This window comes from Sediminivirga luteola, assembly GCF_014639315.1.
Classification (GTDB): Bacteria; Actinomycetota; Actinomycetes; order Actinomycetales; family Brevibacteriaceae; genus Sediminivirga; species Sediminivirga luteola.
The window spans coordinates 49,978-68,305 of the sequence record NZ_BMFY01000002.1 but is presented as its reverse complement, the minus strand read 5'-3'; the positions used below and the strand labels follow the sequence as shown (position 1 = coordinate 68,305).

11 protein-coding genes are annotated in these 18,328 nt (G+C 70.6%); 5 read left to right on the top strand and 6 right to left on the bottom strand.

Features of this window, described 5'->3' with window-relative positions; translation table 11 throughout:
• Positions 1 to 8: 8 nt before the first annotated feature.
• Positions 9 to 1,598: an APC family permease gene (locus IEW13_RS02090; protein ID WP_188549272.1), complete on the bottom strand. Its 1,590-nt coding sequence runs from the start codon at positions 1,596 to 1,598 to the stop codon at positions 9 to 11.
• A gap of 426 nt (positions 1,599 to 2,024) precedes the next feature.
• Between IEW13_RS02090 and IEW13_RS02085 the strand changes: the two genes are divergently transcribed.
• Positions 2,025 to 7,550: a glutamate synthase-related protein gene (locus IEW13_RS02085; protein ID WP_229744877.1), complete on the top strand. Its 5,526-nt coding sequence runs from the start codon at positions 2,025 to 2,027 to the stop codon at positions 7,548 to 7,550.
• Positions 7,547 to 9,289, top strand: coding sequence for a sulfite reductase subunit alpha (locus IEW13_RS02080; RefSeq protein ID WP_188549271.1), 1,743 nt, complete (start codon positions 7,547 to 7,549; stop codon positions 9,287 to 9,289). Before IEW13_RS02085 ends, IEW13_RS02080 begins: the two co-directional genes overlap by 4 nt.
• A 16-nt stretch (positions 9,290 to 9,305) precedes the next feature.
• Here IEW13_RS02080 and IEW13_RS02075 read toward each other — a convergent pair whose 3' ends face one another.
• Positions 9,306 to 10,457, bottom strand: a complete 1,152-nt coding sequence (locus IEW13_RS02075) for an FAD-dependent oxidoreductase (protein WP_188549270.1) — start codon at positions 10,455 to 10,457, stop codon at positions 9,306 to 9,308.
• A gap of 292 nt (positions 10,458 to 10,749) precedes the next feature.
• The gene (locus IEW13_RS02070) at positions 10,750 to 11,415 is read right to left on the bottom strand and encodes a TetR/AcrR family transcriptional regulator (RefSeq protein ID WP_229744876.1); all 666 of its coding nucleotides are present in this window, start codon (positions 11,413 to 11,415) and stop codon (positions 10,750 to 10,752) included.
• 106 nt (positions 11,416 to 11,521) lie between these two features.
• Between IEW13_RS02070 and IEW13_RS02065 the strand changes: the two genes are divergently transcribed.
• The 3 genes from IEW13_RS02065 to IEW13_RS02055 are packed head-to-tail and all read left to right on the top strand — an operon-like array spanning position 11,522 to position 14,977.
• The gene (locus IEW13_RS02065) at positions 11,522 to 12,631 is read left to right on the top strand and encodes an agmatine deiminase family protein (protein ID WP_229744875.1); all 1,110 of its coding nucleotides are present in this window, start codon (positions 11,522 to 11,524) and stop codon (positions 12,629 to 12,631) included.
• Positions 12,628 to 14,319: an amidase gene (locus tag IEW13_RS02060; protein WP_188549269.1), complete on the top strand. Its 1,692-nt coding sequence runs from the start codon at positions 12,628 to 12,630 to the stop codon at positions 14,317 to 14,319. The genes IEW13_RS02065 and IEW13_RS02060 overlap by 4 nt, the downstream gene beginning before the upstream one ends.
• A gap of 25 nt (positions 14,320 to 14,344) precedes the next feature.
• Positions 14,345 to 14,977: a YitT family protein gene (locus IEW13_RS02055; RefSeq protein ID WP_188549268.1), complete on the top strand. Its 633-nt coding sequence runs from the start codon at positions 14,345 to 14,347 to the stop codon at positions 14,975 to 14,977.
• A gap of 23 nt (positions 14,978 to 15,000) precedes the next feature.
• On the opposite strand, the gene IEW13_RS02050 is transcribed toward IEW13_RS02055, so the two are convergent.
• Genes IEW13_RS02050 through IEW13_RS02040 form a run of 3 tightly spaced genes read right to left on the bottom strand, consistent with a single transcriptional unit; the run spans position 15,001 to position 18,092 of the window.
• Positions 15,001 to 15,681, bottom strand: coding sequence for an HAD hydrolase-like protein (locus IEW13_RS02050; RefSeq protein WP_188549267.1), 681 nt, complete (start codon positions 15,679 to 15,681; stop codon positions 15,001 to 15,003).
• A gap of 10 nt (positions 15,682 to 15,691) precedes the next feature.
• Positions 15,692 to 16,894: an N-methyl-L-tryptophan oxidase gene (solA, locus tag IEW13_RS02045; protein ID WP_188549266.1), complete on the bottom strand. Its 1,203-nt coding sequence runs from the start codon at positions 16,892 to 16,894 to the stop codon at positions 15,692 to 15,694.
• A 58-nt stretch (positions 16,895 to 16,952) separates the two neighbouring features.
• The gene (locus IEW13_RS02040) at positions 16,953 to 18,092 is read right to left on the bottom strand and encodes an ornithine cyclodeaminase family protein (RefSeq protein WP_188549265.1); all 1,140 of its coding nucleotides are present in this window, start codon (positions 18,090 to 18,092) and stop codon (positions 16,953 to 16,955) included.
• Positions 18,093 to 18,328 lie beyond the last annotated feature (236 nt).

Genomic DNA, 18,328 nt, shown 5'->3' with positions numbered 1-18,328 from the left:
GGCCCGTCCTAGGCGGTGAACACCTCAGCCGGCGCCTCGTCTCCGTCGGCGCCCGGACGGATCACCTCACCGCGGAAGAACTCCGGCCGGCGCCGTGCCTGGACCAGCATGATCGCGACGCCGCACAGCAGCACTGCGACGCCCAGGACGAAGACGAGACCCAGACCGCCGATGCTCGCCCCGGATCCGAACGCCGGATCCATCGAGTCCACCGTGGTCTGGATGAAGGTGACGAACAGCAGCACGCCGCCGAGGCCGGGCAGCACCAGCTTGGCCAGTGCGTCCCGCAGGCTGCGCCGGGCCGTCTTGCGGAAGTACGCGAGAGAGGACAACGCGGTGATGCCGTAGTAGAAGCACACCATGATGCCCAGGGACAGGATGGTGTCCCAGAGCGCGTCCTCGCTCAGGATCCGCATCACGGCGTAGAACCCGCTGGCCACGACCGAGGACCACAGCAGCGCGATATGCGGCGACTTGTACTTCGGGTGGATCGCCGCCAGGGATGCCGGAAGCGCCCGGTAGTGCGCCATCGCCAGCAGCGTGCGCGCCGGGGAGATCGCGGTCGACTGGATGGATGCGACGGAGCTGAGCAGCACCGCCGAGGCCAGGAAGATCGCGCCGGGGCCCATCACCGGATGGGCGAGCGCCGCGAAGACGTTGTCCGCGATCGCCGGATTGCCCAGCCCGGTCGGGCCCTCGCCCACTCCGGCGTAGGCGACGCAGGCGGCGGCCAGGGTCACGTACAGCACGACCAGCAGGACGACCAGGATGGTGGCGGCCTTCGCCTCGGTGGAGATGGAGCCCTTGGACTTCTTGGTCTCCTCGCCCATCGTCAGGATGGTGTCCCAGCCCCAGTAGACGAAGATCGACACCGCGATCCCCGCGGCGAACGCGGAGAAGCTGTCCACCGCGAGCGGGTTGAACCACTCCGGTGAGACCGTCAGCGATTCCGTGTTCGCCGGGTCGGCGGCGCCGATGAACAGGGCGGCGATGAACCAGACGAGCACCGCCATCTGGAACGAGACGGTGATGTACTGGAAGGTCTTGGTCGAGGCCATGCCCCGGTAGCAGATCCAGGTGGCCACCGCCATGAACGCCAGGCAGGTGAGGATGTTGATCCACACATTGTCCGCCAGCTCGGCGATCGCGGGGTCACCGGTCGCAATGGACAACGCCAGGTACAGGAACTCCACTGCGATGCCGGCCAGATTGGACAGCACCAGGACGGTGGCGGCGATCAGCCCCCAGCCGCCCATCCAGCCGATCCAGGGCCCGAAGGCGCGCGACGCCCAGGTGAACGTGGTGCCCGAGTCCGGCATCGCCTGGTTCAGGGCGCGATAGCCGAGCGCGACCAGGAACATGGGGATGAAGCCGGCGAAGAAGATCGCCGGGGTCTGCAGGCCGACCTCGCTCGCGGCGGGACCGACCGAGGCGGTGAGCGTATACGCCGGGGCGCACACCGACAGTCCGATGACGAGCGCGCCCAGGACGCCGACGGTGCCCTTCGCGAGACCCTTTTCCGAGATGCCTCCGGGACCTGTCGCGGGGTTCCCGCCGGTCCCGGCCGGAGCGTCCGTGCCCCGTACCTGATGGCTCATCACTGCTCTCCTTCGTCGAGGCCGCCGCCCGGAACGGATCCCGGTCAGGCCGGCGGGCAATGTGAGCCATCATACAACCGTGACGATGCGGATCGAGTTCAAAATTCGAAGTACCGCAACTGAAACAGTCCCTATAACGCTGTAACGCGGAGCATTTTCTTTGCCCCTCGACCGGATACGCAACCCGGGGGTGACGGGTCCCGGATCCGCCGCCGGGCCGGGGAATGCAGGGGTTACGGATCGCGTTGTCAGGTCAAGAATCTTTGGGCTACTCTGGCTTGGCGCTGTGAGCGCCGGCACACCTGCGACCCATGTGCGCCGGCCGAGAACTCGGTTCCCACCACAGACCAGGAGGCGCTTGGACCAGACCGCCGCGCCGTGATGTCACCGCGACAGCACGGCCTGACCAGCTGCAAGGAGCCCTATTTGAGCGAGCTTCGATCCACCGGACTGTACCGGCCTGAGCGTGAGCACAGCGCATGCGGCGTCGGGTTCATCACCCGCAAGGACAGCGTCCAGCACCACGATGTGATCGTGAAGGCCGATGAGGCCCTGTGCGCAGTCCCGCACCGCGGCGGCATGTCCTCCGAGGGCGTCGGCGACGGCGCCGGGGTGAACATCGACCTCTCGGTCGAGTTCTTCAGCGCGCTCACCGGCCGGGACCTGCAGCCCGGCGGATTCGGCGTCGGCAACTTCTTCCTGCCGGCCCCGGCCGAGGGACCGGCGGGCATGGCGGGCGCCGATGACGCCCAGCGCGCCGCCGAGGAGCTCATCAGCCTGCGGCTGGCCGACGCCGGCCTGGAGACTGTGCTGATCCGGGACGTCCCGGTCGACACCTCCGTGCTGCGCCCCGCCGCCCTGAAGTACCAGTTCCCGATCAAGCAGTGGGTCTTCGTGCCCGTGGCCGGCACCGGCGACGTCGACGCCGCCTGCAACCGCGCGCTGCTGGACATCGAGGCGCTCGCCTACACGGATCCGGCCTACTACGGCCTGTATCCGCTCTCCCTCTCCGCTCGCACGCAGGTGCTCAAGGGCCGGCTGAACTCGAACGAGGTCATCCCGTACTTCGCCGATCTGCGGGACGAGCGGCACAGCGTGCACACCCTCTTCTTCCACACCCGGTACTCCACCAATACCCAGCCGCATCCGACGATGGCCCAGCCGTTCCGCCTGCTGGCCCACAACGGCGAGCTGAACACGGACCGGAAGAACCGGATCTCGGACGAGGCCCTGGCCTTCTCCCGCAAAAGCAGCATCGTCCGCCCGCCGGGGCAGTCCGACAGCTGCCGGCTGGATCAGACGCTGCAGAGCCGCCTCTTCGACGACGACCTGGACCTGATCGAGGCCGTGGTCTCCCTCATGCCCCCGGCCTGGGAGCACGACCGCTCCCTCGCGCCCGAGGTGCGGGACATGCTCGAGTTCTTCTCCCTGTACGAGGAGAAGAACGACGGCCCGGCCGCCTTCGTGTTCGGCAACGGCCGCATCGTCGGTGCCCGCCTGGACCGGCTCGGCCTGCGCCCGCTGCGGACCATCGAAACGCGTGACTACCTGGTCGTCAGCTCGGAGTCCGGGCAGGTGTACTTCGATCCCGAAGAGGTCGTCGAGCGCGGCCGGATCGAGGCCGGCGGCATGATCTGCTACGACCACGAGCGCAAGAAGGTGCTGCGCACCGAGGAGGCGCTGGCCGAGCTCGCCGCGCGCCGGGACTACTCCCAGCTGCTCAAGGAGACCCGCATCACCCGCGAGGAGCTCGGCGACCCGCCCTCCTTCGCCCTGGGCACGCCGTCGAGCTACTCCGGCGATATGAGCCTGGCCGGGCGCTATGTCTCCTACAGCCTCAACATCGAGAGCTTCCGGTTCATGATGGACCCGATGCTGGCCACCGGCGCCGAGCGGATCTCCGCGATGGGCTACGGCAACGCCATCAACGCCCTCTCCGATCAGGAGGGCGGTATGGCCAAGTACTTCTCCCAGCGGTTCGCCCAGGTGACCAATCCGCCGCTGGACAGCGTCCGCGAGGCCGGCGCCATGACCCTGCGCGTGGCCCTCGGCGTGAAGCCCAGCCTCGGCTCGGACTGGGCCAAGCAGATCATCGTCGACTCGCCCGTGCTCACGCACATCGACATGGCCGCGATCCGGAACCAGGACGAGGTCCCGGTCGTCGTCTACGAATCGCTGTTCACCCCGAAGAAGGATCCGGCGGACAACGCCGCTTCCCTTCAGGAGGCGATCGAGGCGCTGTGCGACGAGGCCGAGGCCTTCGCCCAGGGCACCGGAGGCATCATCATCCTCAGCGACCGGCACGTCGCCAGCGACCGAGCGCCGATCCCGCTGATCATGATGCTCAGCGCCCTCAATCAGCGGCTGATCCGCGCCGGCCTGCGCCTGCGGGCCTCGATCATCGCCGAATCCGGCCAGCTGCCCTCCTCCCACCATGTCGCCTCGGCGCTGGGTTTCGGGGCCTCGGCGGTGTACCCCCTGAGCGTTCAGATGCGCGCCGACGAGAAATACGGCGAAGACGGCGCCGCGGAGGCCTTCGGCAAGTTCAAGAAAGCCGCCGAGAAGTCCCTGCTGAAGACGATGGGACGCGTGGGCCTGTGCACCGTGGAGAGCTACATCGGCGGCGAGTTCTTCGAGCCCAACTACCTCGACACCCACGACCCGGTCCTGGCGCGGTACTTCCCGAACCAGGACGCTCCGGTGCGCGGCGTCGGCTTCGAGCGGATCGCCCACGCGGCGGCGCTGTGGCACGAGCGCGCCGTGCGGGTGCGCGAGGAGAGCGAGATCCCGATGCTGGGCCTGTTCAAGGAACGGCAGGACGGCGCGGGGCACTCCTTCGGGACCACCGCCGTGCGCGGCTTCGTCGACATGACCGAGGAGAGGCTCGCGCTGGAGCGCAGCCAGGAGAAAGCCGATGACTCCCTGCGGCTGCTCACCCTCGGCAAGCTGGAGGAGGCCTTCGGGCTCAGCGACGAGGCGTACCAGAACGCCGGCTACGCCGCGCTGAGCGACGAGGCCATCGACTCCTTCCAGCAGACCCCGGGATACAAGGATTTCGTGCGGGCCACCACCCGGGAGCGCCAGCGGCGCCCGTCCGCGCTGCGTGACGTCCTCTCCCTGCCCGGTGACGTCTCGGGCCTGGAGACCCCGGAGGACCTGGCCCGGGAGCTCAGCCGCTACCACCTGGACGGCAACAACAGCATCCTAATCCGCGGTCTGCAGGTCAGCCGCCGCGAGGACGGCAGCCATCGCATCGTCTTCGATCAGGGCGGCAGCGACCCCTTCGGCCGGCTCACCGCGCTGGCGGAGGCGCTCATGCGCCTCTTCGGTGACGACATCCGCGCCCACTGGATCGAGGCCGGCGGCCTCGTCGTGCGCGCCCAGGGCCGCGCCGGACGGCTGCTGGAGCTGATCCAGCCCGCCCCCGGCCCGATCCATCTGGACGAGGTCCAGCCCGCCCACGAGATCACCCGGGCCCTCGCCTCGGGCGCCATGAGCCACGGCGCCCTCGTGGCCGCCGCGCACGAGTCGGTGGCGCACGGCGTCAATATGGTCGGCGGCATGTCCAACTGCGGCGAGGGCGGCGAGCACTACTCGCGCTACGGGACCATCCGCGGGTCGCGCATCAAGCAGTTCGCCTCCGCCCGGTTCGGCGTGTGGACCGGCTACCTGGCAGATCCGATGCTCGAGGAGATCGAGATCAAGATCGGCCAGGGCGCCAAGCCCGGCGAGGGCGGCCAGCTGCCGGCGCCGAAGGTGACCGTGGACATTGCCGCCGCCCGCGGCGGCACGCCCGGCGTGGAGCTGGTCTCCCCGCCTCCGCACCACGACACCTACTCCATCGAGGACCTGGCGCAGCTGATCCACGACGCCAAGGCCGCCCGCGTCCGCGTGATCGTCAAACTGGTCTCCTCCGAGGGCATCGGCACGATCGCGGTGGGCGTGGCCAAGGCCGGCGCCGATGTCATCAACGTCGCCGGCAACACCGGTGGTACCGGCGCCGCGGCCGTGACCAGCCTGAAGTACGCCGGCCGCTCCGCCGAGCTGGGCATCGCCGAGGTGCATCAGGCACTGTGCGCCAACGGCTTGCGGCAGAAGGTCGTGCTGCGCTGCTCCGGCGCCCACCAGACCGGCGCCGATGTGGTGGCCTCCGCGCTGCTGGGCGGCGACAGCTTCGAGTTCGGCACCACCGCCCTGATGATGCTCAAGTGCGTCATGGCCAAGAACTGCAACATCAAGTGCCCGGCGGGCCTGACCACCAATCCGGAGGCCTTCGACGGCGATCCGCGGGCGCTCGCGCAGTACCTGCTCAACATCGCCCACGACGTCCGGGAGATCCTGGCCCGCCTGGGCCTGCCCTCCCTGGAGGCGGCCCGCGGCCGGACCGATCTGCTGCAGCTGCTGGACCACCCGGCCGCCGTCGGCGATCTGGACGCCAGGAACCTGCTCGCCGTGGTGCCCGAGCCGGTCATCGAGGAGCCGGTCTACCTGGAGAAGGACTACGCGATCGACGACTCCCTCCTGGAGCAGCTGCGCGCCGCGCTCATCGAGGACGGCGCCCGCGAGATCGAGATCGGCTCGGTCGCCCTGGGCAACCGCAACAAGTCGGTCGGCGCTCAGCTGAGCATCGACATCGAGCGCATGCTCAACCACTCGGAGAACCCGGCCGAGCGGAACATGCCCGCCGCGGTGGAGGACGACCGCGGCCGCCGCCGCCTGCCCGACGGCACCGTCCGGGTCGCGACCCACGGCTCGGCGGGCCAGTCCTACGGCGCCTTCCTCGCCGACGGCCTGGTGTTCACCCACACCGGCATGTGCAACGACGGCGTGGGCAAGGGCCAGTCCGGCGGCACCATCGCGGTCCGCTCGCCCGGTGGCGGTTCCAGCCGGCCCGGCGGGAACGTGCTGATCGGCAACTTCGCGCTGTTTGGCGCCACCGGCGGCCGCACCTTCATCGCCGGTGAGGCCGGCGACCGCTTCGCGGTGCGCAACTCCGGCGGCACCGCCGTGGTCGAGGGCGTCGGCGAGTTCTGCTGCGAGTACATGACGAACGGCGCGGTGCTGAACCTCGGCCACGCCGGCGTCGGCCTCGGCTCGGGCATGAGCGGCGGGTTCCTCTACCAGTACGACCCGGAGGGCGCCATCGCCGGGAACGTCACCGAGGACTCCCTGCTGGTGCTCCGGCTGGGGGAGGAGGAGACCCAGGCGGAGATCGGCTACCACGAGACGGCCATCAGGCTACTGCTGGAATGGCACGTCGAGGCCACCGGCTCGGAACTGGGCGCTCGGCTCCTGGCCGACTGGGAGAACGCGCGCGGCAGCTTCTTCATCGGCTTCCCCAAGGCGCTCCTGCAGTACCAGGACGCCGATGAGATCCTCGCCTCGAAGGACCGCAAGGAACTGCTCGACGAGCTGTCCCAGGCACTCGCCGCGGACCGCCTGCAGTCCTTCAAGGAGGACATGAGCGCCGGTCAGGCCGTCCTGGCCGGGCAGGTCCCGCGGCTGGGAGACTCCGGGCTGGAGACCGTCCGGGCGCTGCTGTCCAGCTACGTGGTCTACTCCTGCGCGCTGGAGATCGCCCTGAGCCGGATCCCCGAGGCCGAGGACGGGCGCGACCCGCGCGTCCAGGATGCCGCGCGCAAGCTGATCCTCACCCAGGACTTCTTCCTGCGGCAGCGGATCACCAAGTACACCAAGGCGCGGCTGGAGTCCTTCGAGGACCAGGAGCTGGCGGCGATGATCGCGGCCAAGCGGCTGGGCGACTACAAGGAGTCGCTGGCTGGGCGGAACGTGCGCAGCATGGACGCCCCGGGCACCTACGGCTGGATCCTGTTCCAGACGCGGAAGAACCACCGGAAGCTGGCGCACATCGACCTGGACGCGCTGTTCTACGACGCCGCCCGCGGCGACCTGGCCCGCGGCGCGCGTGAGCTGATGGAGGCGATCCGATGAGCGTCATCCATCCCGAGACGCTGCCCCAGGACGTCCCCTTCACCGAGTCGCAGCGGGTCTGGCTGGCCGGCTACCTGGCCGGCCTGGCACTCGCGGCCGAGGACGACAACACGCCGACGCCGCAGATGACCGTGCAGGTCCTCTACGGCTCCCAGACCGGCAACGCCGAGACCCTCGCGGAGGAGTTCGCCTCCGCCCTCGGCGAGTCCGGCGTCGGGGCCCAGGTGCGCAGCCTGGACCAGATCACCCCGGACGAGCTGCCCGGCATGGGCCATGTCATCGTGATCTGCTCCACCTACGGCGAGGGTGAGATGCCCGACAACGCGGAGCTCTTCTGGGATGCGCTCGCGGCGGAGGGAGTGCCGCGGCTGGAGGGACTGAAGTTCGGCGTGATCGCGCTGGGCGACTCCAGTTACGACGACTTCTGCCAGGCCGGCAAGGTGCTCGACACCCGCTTCGAGCAGCTCGGCGCCACGCGCCTGCTGCCGCGGGTGGATTGCGATGTGGACTACGAGGCCGAAGCCGCCGAGTTCACCGCCCGCGCCGTCGAGCTGCTGGCCGCGGAGGTACCGGAAGGCGCGTCCGGCGCGCCCGTGCCGCAGCAGACCGCGCCGAAGAAGAAGCGCTCCAAGTGGAACCGGAAGAACCCCTACCGGGCGACGCTCGCGCACAACCGCGTGCTCTCCGGCCCCGGCTCCTCCAAGGAGATCAGGCACATCGAGATCGCGCTGGGCGACAGCGGGATCGAGTACGCCGCCGGCGATGCCCTGGCGGTGCTGCCGCAGAACGATCCGGCGCTGGTGGCGGAGTTCATCGACGCGGCCGGGCTGGATCCGGAGATGGTCGTCGACGGCGAACCCCTCCCCGAGGTGCTGCGCACCAGCTACGAGATCCGCACCCCGGCCAAGGAGCTCCTGGCCCGGCTGGCCGACAGCGAACCGCACGGCGAACTGGACAGCCTGCTCGACAGCGGCGACCGCGTCGCCCTGGACAACTGGCTGTGGGGCAAGGACACGGTGGACCTGCTGCGTGCGCACCCCCGCGCCGAGCTGAGCCCCGATGAGCTGCTGGGCATGCTCAAGCCGCTCGCGCACCGGGCGTACTCCATCTCCTCCAGCCCGCTCTCCAGCCCCGACCGCATTCACCTGACCATCGCCGCGGTGCGCCACCGCAGCGAGTCCCGGGAGTACGGCGGCGTGGCTTCGACCATGCTCGCCGACCGGGTCGGCGAGAGCGACGAGGTCGGGATCTTCCTGCAGCCGAATGCGGCGTTCCGCGTGCCGGAGGACGACGATCTGCCGATGATCATGGTGGGGCCCGGTACCGGGATCGCGCCGTTCAGGGCGTTCCTCGCCGAGCGCGAGGGCCGCGGCGCGAAGGGGAGGAACTGGCTGTTCTTCGGCGATCAGCACCGTTCCTGCGACTTCATCTACGAGGACGAGCTCACCGCGTGGAGCCAGGCAGGGGTCCTGCACCGGCTCGATCTCGCCTTCTCCCGGGACCAGGTGCAGAAGGTCTACGTCCAGGACCGGATGCGTGAGAACGGCCGGGACCTGTACGCCTGGCTGGAGGAGGGCGGCCACTTCTACGTCTGCGGCGACGCCACCCGGATGGCCAAGGACGTCGAGCAGGCGCTCATCGACGTGGTGCAGGTGCACGGCGGCAAGACCGCCGACCAGGCGGTCGAGTACGTCAACGAGCTCAAGCGCGCCAAGCGCTACGTCCGCGACGTGTACTAGGAAGCCGTCGGCCGTTTCATGCGGCCGTGAGGGGCACCTCGTCGCGCTGGAGGAAGCCGATGTCCAGCGCGGGGGTGCGGCCTTCGGCCAGATCCGCGCCGATCTCGCCGAAGGCCGGGGCCATCTTGAAGCCGTGACCGGAGAAGCCGGCCATGACGATGACGTTCTCCATCTGCGGATGGGCCTGGACGTACTCGCGCCCGGAGGCCGTGAACGACTCGAAGTAGGTCGCGATGCGCATCGGGTAGGGGTCGAGTACCGGCATATAGCGGCCGATCCACTCCGCGAAGGGCTCCAGCAGCGTGTCGGTGACGTAGTAATCGGCGGTGTCGGGGCTGTCGACGCGTGCCTCCTGGTCGGAGCCGAGGCCGAGTTTCATGGCTGTCCGGTCGGCGTAGGGCAGGCCGTAGGCGTAGGTGTTCTTCTCGGTCTGAGCGGGTTTGGTGCGCAGGAACGGCAGCACGCGCTCCAGCTGGCCCGGGACGGCGGGGAAGAACCAGGCGGAGAGCAGCCTGCGCATCTCGAACAGCCCGGCCAGTTCGGGGAACAGCAGCGAGGTCCAGGCGCCGGGCGCGGCGACCACGCGGTCGAACTGGCGGGTCTGGCCGTCGGCGGTCACGTGAACGCCCGAACCGGTGTCCTCGATGGCGGTGACGCGGTGGCGGCGCAGGATCGTGACGCCGTGCCGCTGGGCCTGGGCGGCTGCGGTGGCGACGGTCAGCTCGGGGCGGATGATGCCGCCGTGGCCATCCCAGATGGTCACATCGCCGGGGTCGAGGGCGAACTCGGGGAATTCCCGCATCGATTCCTCGCGGTCGAGGACGCGCACGGGGTGGGCGGAGCGTTCCGCGGCCTCCAGCGCCGTCTGGGTGTCCGGGCTGCTGGGGTGGCCCATGACGAGGGCCCCGGTGATGTCGCGCAGCTGCTGGCCCGAGTCGGCTTCGAGTGCGCGGTACAGCTCGTCGGCGCGGTCGGCGATGGGTGCGTAGCCGTGGTCTTCCATCTGGATGGTGCGGAACAGGCGGGTCTCGCCGCCGGCGGCGCCGCGGGAGTGACCGGGCGCGAACAGCTCGTAGCCGGTGACGTCGTATCCCCGCTTGGCCAGCTGCCAGAGCACCTGCGAGCCCATCGTTCCGATCCCGACCACTGCGATCCGTGAAGCCGCCACGCTCTAGGTTTCCGTTCTGTTCGTGTTTTCACCGGTGAGGGCGCTTGTCCTATGAAGCAGATCACATCGGCGTGATTCCGGGCAAGAGCCTGCCGCCGATGTTTTCCTCCCCGAAACACGTCGGCAGGCCGCCGGTCCTGCGGTTCGCTCCGCGCGTTCAGCCGCGTGCGGATGGGCGCATCCGCTTTCCGGGTGGCTTCAGCGGCGAACGGCACCGCCACGCAGCCGGGAGGCCGTGCGCGCCGGCATGGGCGCTGGCGTCGTCGCGGCGCCGAAGCGAGGTCTGCCCGGATCAGTCCTGCAGCGTGCCGGGCGTCAGCCCGAGCTCGCCCTCCAGCGCACGGGCAAGGAGCCAGCCCCGGGAAGCCGAGTCCCGGTAGCGCACCAGGGCCTGGGCGTTCAGCCCGTCGACCATGCCGATGAGCTGCCAAGCCGCCGCATCGGGGTCCGGCGCGCTGAACCGTCCCGCGCCGATCCCGGCGGCGATCTCGCTGTGCGCGAACTCCTGCCAGGCGTCCATCTGGGCCCGCACGGCGCCGGCGAGCAGCTCGGAGCGCCGGCCCATGCTCCAGGCGTCCACCCATACCGCCGTCACATCGCGGCGGCGGTCATCCAGCATCGTCCCGATGAGCGCTCGCAGCCGCTCGACCGGGTCGGCATGCGCCTCCAGCTGGGCGCGGATCTCGTCCAGTTCCTCGCCCGTGATGGCGGTGAACGCCTCGGCGACGAGCGCGTCCATGCCCGTCACGTAATGCCCGACCAGGCCCGGGGTCACCCCGGCGCGCGCCGCGACCCCGCGCAGCGTCACCGCGGGCAGGCCCTCGGTGAGCGCGAGCTCCCGGGCTGCGGCGCGGATCTCCGCCGCCCGCTGGCCGGGGTCCTTCCGCGCGGTACCACGCGCCGGCGTCCCCGGCCGCTTCGCCGGGAGGGACGCCGATGGATTCCTTGACACCGCCACACGCCCACCATAGCGTTGTGCGCATCACAGCTATTGGTCAAGTGATCAACAACTCGTGGACGGAGCACCGCCCGGCCCGTCCGCGGCCGACTCCCCAGGAGACACGATGCCCACGCCGCCGACGCCGGACCAGCCGCCGGTGCTCCCGCTGACGATGCCCGCCGAGACGGGGCCGCACGACCGCATCTGGATGGCGTTCCCGCGCGAGGGGCAGACGCTCGGGGCGTCCCTGGCCGAGCGGGAAGCCGGGTACGCGGCCTGGTCGGCGGTGGCCCTGGCCGTGGCGGAATTCGAGCCGGTCACGATGATCGCCGACCCCACTGAGACGGCGCGGGCACGGCAGCTGCTCGGCTCGGCGGTCGAGCTCGTCGAGCGGCCGCTGGACGACTTCTGGCTGCGCGATTCCGGTCCCACGTTCGTACACGATGCGGCCGGCCGCCTGGCGGCGGTGGACTGGATCTTCAACGGCTGGGGCGGCAACGACGACTGGACCGGCTGGGAGCACGACAAGGACCTGGCGAGGTTCGTCGCCGGCCTGGCCGGGGTGCCCGTGGTGTCCTCCCTGCTGGTCAACGAAGGCGGCGGCATCCACGTGGACGGCGACGGCACCGTCCTGGTCACCGAGACCGTGCAGCTGGATCCGCGCCGCAATCCGCATGCGGACAAGGCCCGCGTGGAGGCGGAACTGGCCCGCACCATCGGCGCCTCCCGCGTGATCTGGCTGCCGCGCGGCCTGACGAGGGACTACGACACCTTCGGCACCCGCGGCCACGTCGACATCGTCGCGACCAGCCCGGCGCCGGGCACCGTGCTGCTGCACGCCCAGGAGGATCCGGCCCACCCGGACCACGCCGTCACCCGGGAGCTGCGCGCTCTGCTGGAGGGGCAGCGCGACGCCGCCGGCCGGGCACTGGAGATCATCGACGTGCCGGCGCCCGCCACCCTCCGGGACTCCGAGGGGTTCGTGGACTGGAGCTACATCAACCACCTGGTCGTCAACGACGGCGTCATCGCCTGCGGTTTCGGGGAACCGGACGCCGATGCCCGGGCCAAGGAGATCCTCGCCGCCGCCTATCCCGGCCGCCGGGTGGTCACCGTCGACGCCCGGGAGCTCTTCGCCCGGGGCGGGGGAGTGCACTGCATCACCCAGCAGCAGCCCGCCGCACGGACCGGCGAGCACGACCCTCGCGGCGCCGCCGGGAGCGTGGCGGCATGAGGCTCCTGGAGGCCTCCATCGCGGAGCTGCGGACCGCGATGGAGGCCGGCCGCACCACTGCGGTGGAGCTGACCCGCGGCTACCTGGAACGGATCGCCCGCTACGACCGGGAGGGCATCAGGCTGAACGCGGTGCCGGTCCTCAACCCGGACGCCCTGGAGGAGGCCCGGGCCTCGGACGAGCGGCGCGCGGCGGGCCGCACCCTGGGCCCGCTGGACGGCATCCCGTACACCGCCAAGGACTCCTACGCGGCCCGCGGGCTCACCGTCGCCGCTGGCTCCCCGGCGTTCAAGGATCTCGTGGCCCAGCGGGACGCCTTCGCGATCGAGCGGCTGCGCGCCGGCGGCGCGGTGCTGCTCGGCCTGACGAATATGCCGCCGATGGCCAACGGGGGCATGCAGCGCGGCGTCTACGGCCGGGCGGAGTCGCCCTACAACCCGGACTATCTGCCGGCCGCCTTCGCCTCCGGCTCCTCGAACGGCTCCGGGGTGGCGACCGCGGCCAGCTTCGCGGCCTTCGGCCTGGCCGAGGAGACCTGGTCCAGCGGCCGTGCCCCGGCCTCCAACAACGCGCTGTGCGCTTACACGCCCAGCCGGGGCGTCATCTCCATCCGCGGGAACTGGCCGCTGGTGCCGACGATGGACGTCGTCGTGCCGCACACCCGCACCATGGCCGATCTCCTGGAACTGCTGGACGTCCTGGTCGCCGACGACCACGAGACCCGCGGTGACTTCTGGCGGACCCAGCCGTGGATCCCGCTGCCACGGGCCTCGGCCGTGCGCCCGGGCTCCTATCCGGCGCTCGCCCGGCACGCCTCCCTGGCCGGGATGCGTCTCGGGGTGCCCCGGATGTATATCAACGCCGACGCCGAGGCCGGCACCGCGGAGGACGGCGGCATCGGCGGCCCGACGGGTCAGCGGATCGAGACCCGCGCCTCGGTCATCGAGCTGTGGGAGGCGGCCCGCAGGGACCTGCAGGCGGCCGGCGCTGAGGTCGTCGAGGTCGATTTCCCCGCCGTCACCAACTACGAGGGCGACCGGCCCGGCGCGCCGACCATCCGCACCCGCGGCCTGGTGAGTCCGGAGTACCTGACCTGCGAGGTCATGGACCTCTCGGCCTGGGCCTGGGACGATTTCCTGGCCGCCAACGGCGATCCGGTGCTGCACAGCCTCACCCAGGTGGACGGCGCGGCGATCTTCCCGCATCCCGACGGCGCGCTGCCGGACCGCTATCACGGCTTCGACGACGACATCGCCGAGTATCCCGAGCTGGTGCGCCGGCGGCGGTACCGCTCCTGCACCGAGATCCCGCATCTGCCCGAAGGGCTGCGGGGGCTGGAAGAGACCCGGCGGATCGACCTGGAAGACTGGATGACCGGGCTTGGCCTGGACGCCGTGGTCTTCCCGGCCGCCGCCGATGTCGGTCCCGCCGATATGGACGTCGATCCGGACTCCGCCGACCTGGGCTGGCGCAACGGGGTCTGGGTCTCGAACGGCAATCTCGTGATCCGGCATCTGGGCATCCCGACCGTCACGGTGCCGATGGGGCTGATGTCCGACACGGGCATGCCGGTGGGCCTGACCTTCGCCGGCCGCGCCTATGACGATGCGGCGCTGCTGCGGCTGGCCGTGGCGTTCGAGCGCACCGGCTCCCGGCGCGTCCCGCCGCCCCGTACCCCGGAGCTGTGAGGGTGCCCATGAGATCATCGTGTGCATGTCCGCGCCGTCACCGCCCCCGCCTCCTTCGCCGGAGACGCTGAAGCACAGTGTCCCCGAAGACGTCCTGGGTTTCCTGACCGGCACCTTCCTGGTGTCCTTCGGGTTGTTCCTGCTCCAGGACAGCGAAACGGTCACCGGCGGTACCGCGGGGCTCTCGCTCCTGCTCACATACGCCACATCGGCGCCCTTCGAGGTGCTGTTCGTCGTGGTGAACCTGCCGTTCCTGGCGCTCGCGGTGTGGAAGAAGGGCTGGAGCTTCACGCTGCGCACGCTCCTGGCTGTCTGCCTCGTCTCGGCCCTGTCAGCGCTGCACCCGCGCGCCATAGGCAGCATCGAGATCCACCCCGTCTACGCGGCGCTCGCCGGCAACCTCATCATCGGGGTGGGGCTCCTGGTCGTCTTCCGGCATCGTGGCAGCCTGGGCGGCTTCAACGTGCTCGCGCTGCTGGCGCAGGAACGCCTGGGCTGGCGGGCCGGCTATGTGCAGCTGAGCCTGGACCTGGCGGTCGTGCTGGCCGCCTTCGCGGTGGTCTCCCCGCCACTGGTGCTGCTCTCCGTCGCCGGGGCGGTCGTGCTCAACATCGTGCTGGCCTTCAACCACCGCCCCGGACGATACCTGGGCACCTGAGCCGCACCGGCCCGGCGGTCGTGTCAGCCCAGCAGGAGGGCGCGGAGCTCGGCGGGGGTGGCGACGCGGGCGAGAGCATCGGCCCACTCCTCCTCGCGGCCGTAGCCCCAGGCGACCGCGATGGTGCCCACGCCGTGCTCCAGTCCGCCCTCGACGTCGTGGATGCGGTCCCCGATGAGCACCGGCAGGGAGACATCGGCGTCCCGCGCCTGCAGGCCCTCCAGTGCGCGGCCGAGGACATACGCCTTGGAGCTGAGTTTCTCATCGGCGCTGGCACCGGAGATCGCCTGGAAGGAATCGGCCAGGCCGTACTGCTCCAGCAGGGCACGGGCGGCGAACTCGGGCTTGGAGGTGGCGATGCCCAGGGGCACGCCGCGGCCGGCGAGCTCCAGGATCAGCTCGGGCACCTCGGGGAACGGACGGCTCAGCTCCATGCCCAGCTCGTCGTAGTGGCGGCGGAACACCTGGCGGGCCGCCTCCGCCGCCTCGGGGTCCATGCCCAGGCGCTCGCGGAAGGACACCTGCGTGGGCGGGCCGATCCACTCCCGCAGTTCCTCGTCCGGCAGTTCGGGCAGGCCGAGCTCGCGGAACGCGGCGTTGAGCGAGACGAACACCCCGGGTGCGGAGTCGCAGATGGTCCCGTCGAAGTCGAAGATCAGAGCGGTGGGCGTGCGGCCATCGGGAAGCGGGGCGAGGAGAGTCACGCCCTTCATCCTAGCGGTCTGTGCCCCTCTCAGGCGGTTGCGCACAGGATTCCCGCCGGCGCTGATGCGCGGCCACGGTGAACTCCTCGTGCCGCCACTCGCTCGCGCCATCCAGCGCCAGCTCGGCGAGCGCCTGGCCGTAGACCGGCGCGAACTTGAAGCCGTTGCCGCTCATCCCGCCGGCCACCACGATCCGCCCGTCCGCCAGGGTGTCGATCACGGGCATCTTGTCGGCCGTGCGGCCTTCCGGGTGCACGGACCAGCGCACCGGCTCGGGCATCAGATCGGGGATCATCCGCCGGGCCTGCTCCCCGGCCCAGCGCAGCTGCTCCCGGTCCAGGGTGAGGGTCAGGCCGCCGATGTCCGTCCCGGCGGGCAGGTCCACATGGGGACAGATCTTGATGCTGTAGCCGTCGAGCGTGGGGACGCCGAAGGCGTGCACCTCGTCGAGGTCCCGCATGAAGCCGGGGAACCGGGACGGAGTGAAATGCTCGATGTGCCGCGGCATGAGCCAGGTGAGCGCGTAGCTGACCACCTCGATCAGCTCGCTCAGCTCAGGCAGCAGGCGGGTGGTCCAGGGCCCGGCCGTGACCACGGCGCGTCCGGCGCGGATGCGCTCACCGGCGGCGGTCGTGATGAGCACGCCGTCCCGCTCCGGTTCGATCGCGGTGACCTCGGTGCCGGTGGCGACCTGCGCGCCGTGCTCGAGCGCCTGTTCCATCGCCGCCAGGACGGCTGCCTCCGGGCGGACCGCGCCGCCCAGGGTATCCAGCACGCCGATGTCCTCCTCGCGCACGGCGAACTGCGGGTACCGCTCGCGCAGTTCCGCGTGGTCGAGCACCTCATGGGGCAGCTCGTGCTCGGCGATCGAGGCGAGCGTCGCCTCCAGGTCCCCGTGCCCAGCCGGGCCGATGCTCAGGGCCCCGGCCTGGATGAGCAGGTCACGGCCGGTGGAGGCGCCGAGTTCCTGCCACAACCGGCGCGCGTGCAGCAGCGCCGGGGTGTAGAGCCGGCCCTCCTTGGCGGCGACGCGGAACAGGCGGGACTCCCCGGCGTAGGCGCCGGCGGCGTGAACGCCTCCGTACTGCTCGATCCCCAGCAGCGTCATCCGGCTGCTGCCGCTGCGGGCATTGCGCTTGGCCAGCTGCCACAGCGCCATCGCGCCCATGCTGCCCAGGCCCACCACGGCCACGTCCACTCGTGTCTGAGTCATCGTCCCTCGCGTCGTCTGGCGTCGTTCCTCGTCTGGTCCTGGTCGTGATTCTGCCCGCTCACGCCAGCGCAGGCGCATCCCAGAGGTTCAGGCGGACGCCGATGCCCTCTGCCACCGCCCGCCGGTAAAGCGTCGTGGCCCAGGCGACGTCCTCCACCGGCATCCCGCCGACGGAGAACACGACGATCTCCTCATTGTCCTTCCGCCCGGGCGCCTCGCCGGTGATGATGGCGCCGATGTCCTCCATCTGCGTCCTGTCCATCGTGCCCTCGGCGATCAGATCCGTGAACTTGGTGCCGATGATGCCCACCTCAGGGTGCGTCGGGTAGGGGAACTCGGCGGCCCAGGCCTCGTACATGCCGGAGTTGTCGACCACCTTGCGGACATTGGGCGCGGTGAGGGCGTCGTCGATGTTGCACGTCGCCGGCATGCTCAGGAACGCGCCGGGCTTGACCCACTCCCGTCGCACGGTGGGGAACTCCGCGACGGTGTCGGCGCGGCCGGTGGCGCAGAAAGTCACGATATCGCTGCCGCGCACCACCTCCTCCACACTCGAGACCGGTGTGACGGTGCTGATCTGCGGGAACTCCTCCGCCAGCCAGGTAGTGAAGGCGCGCATGCTGCGCTCGCCGCGGCCGAGGACCTTGACCGTGTGGATGCCGGGCCGGGCGACGAGGAACGCCGCCAGTGAAGTCCGCGCCATCACGCCCGGTCCCAGGATGCCCACGGTCGTGGCGTCCGGGCGGGCGAGGTGCCGTGCGCCGACTCCCGGGATGGCGCCGGTCCGGTAGGCGGAGAGGAGGTTGGCGGACATGAGGGCCAGCGGCGCGCCGGTCTCGGTGTCGTTGAGGACGAAGACGTGGATGGACCTGGGCAGGCCGCGGTCGCGGTTGGCGGCGTTCGAGCCGTACCACTTCACCCCGGTGGTGCCGAAGCGGCCGCCCAGGTAGGCCGGCATGGCCATGAAGCGGCGGTCGGGGCCGTGCGCGGGCATGCCCGGGAACGCGGGCTGCTCGGGGAAGCCGATCATGGCGCCGTGGGAGTCGTTGTTGGCTCCGGCCATCCGGTAGTCCCCGGCGTGCAGGAGCGCGAGCGTCTCCTCCATCGTGTCCACGCAGGCGGCCATATCGGTCACGCCGGCCCGGATCATGTCCGGCTCGGAGAGGTACAGGAAGTCGATGGCGGTCGTCTCGCTCACGGGCGGATCCTTTGCGGGCTTGAGGGTCGATGGCCGCTTTCGCGGGCCGGGAGCGTGGTCCGTGTCGATTCTTCTCCACGCGTGTATAGGACCTGTGTCAAGGATGTTTCGGCCAGGTTTCCACTGGCGCCGATGCCGTGGCCGGCGGCACGATCGCGACGCCGATGCCGTTGTGCCGGACCGGCCGGGCAGTGGTTTTCCGCGGTGCCGCGGTGGATGGGGCGCGGGCGGGTCTT

Excerpts from the sequence above, each read along its gene's own strand:
- solA (WP_188549266.1), bottom strand. The coding sequence starts at position 16,894 with ATGACTCAGACACGAGTGGACGTGGCCGTGGTGGGCCTGGGCAGCATG.
- IEW13_RS02090 (WP_188549272.1), bottom strand. The coding sequence starts at position 1,598 with ATGAGCCATCAGGTACGGGGCACGGACGCTCCGGCCGGGACCGGCGGG.
- IEW13_RS02080 (WP_188549271.1), top strand. The coding sequence starts at position 7,547 with ATGAGCGTCATCCATCCCGAGACGCTGCCCCAGGACGTCCCCTTCACC.
- IEW13_RS02060 (WP_188549269.1), top strand. The coding sequence starts at position 12,628 with ATGAGGCTCCTGGAGGCCTCCATCGCGGAGCTGCGGACCGCGATGGAG.
- IEW13_RS02055 (WP_188549268.1), top strand. The coding sequence starts at position 14,345 with ATGTCCGCGCCGTCACCGCCCCCGCCTCCTTCGCCGGAGACGCTGAAG.
- IEW13_RS02065 (WP_229744875.1), top strand. The coding sequence starts at position 11,522 with ATGCCCACGCCGCCGACGCCGGACCAGCCGCCGGTGCTCCCGCTGACG.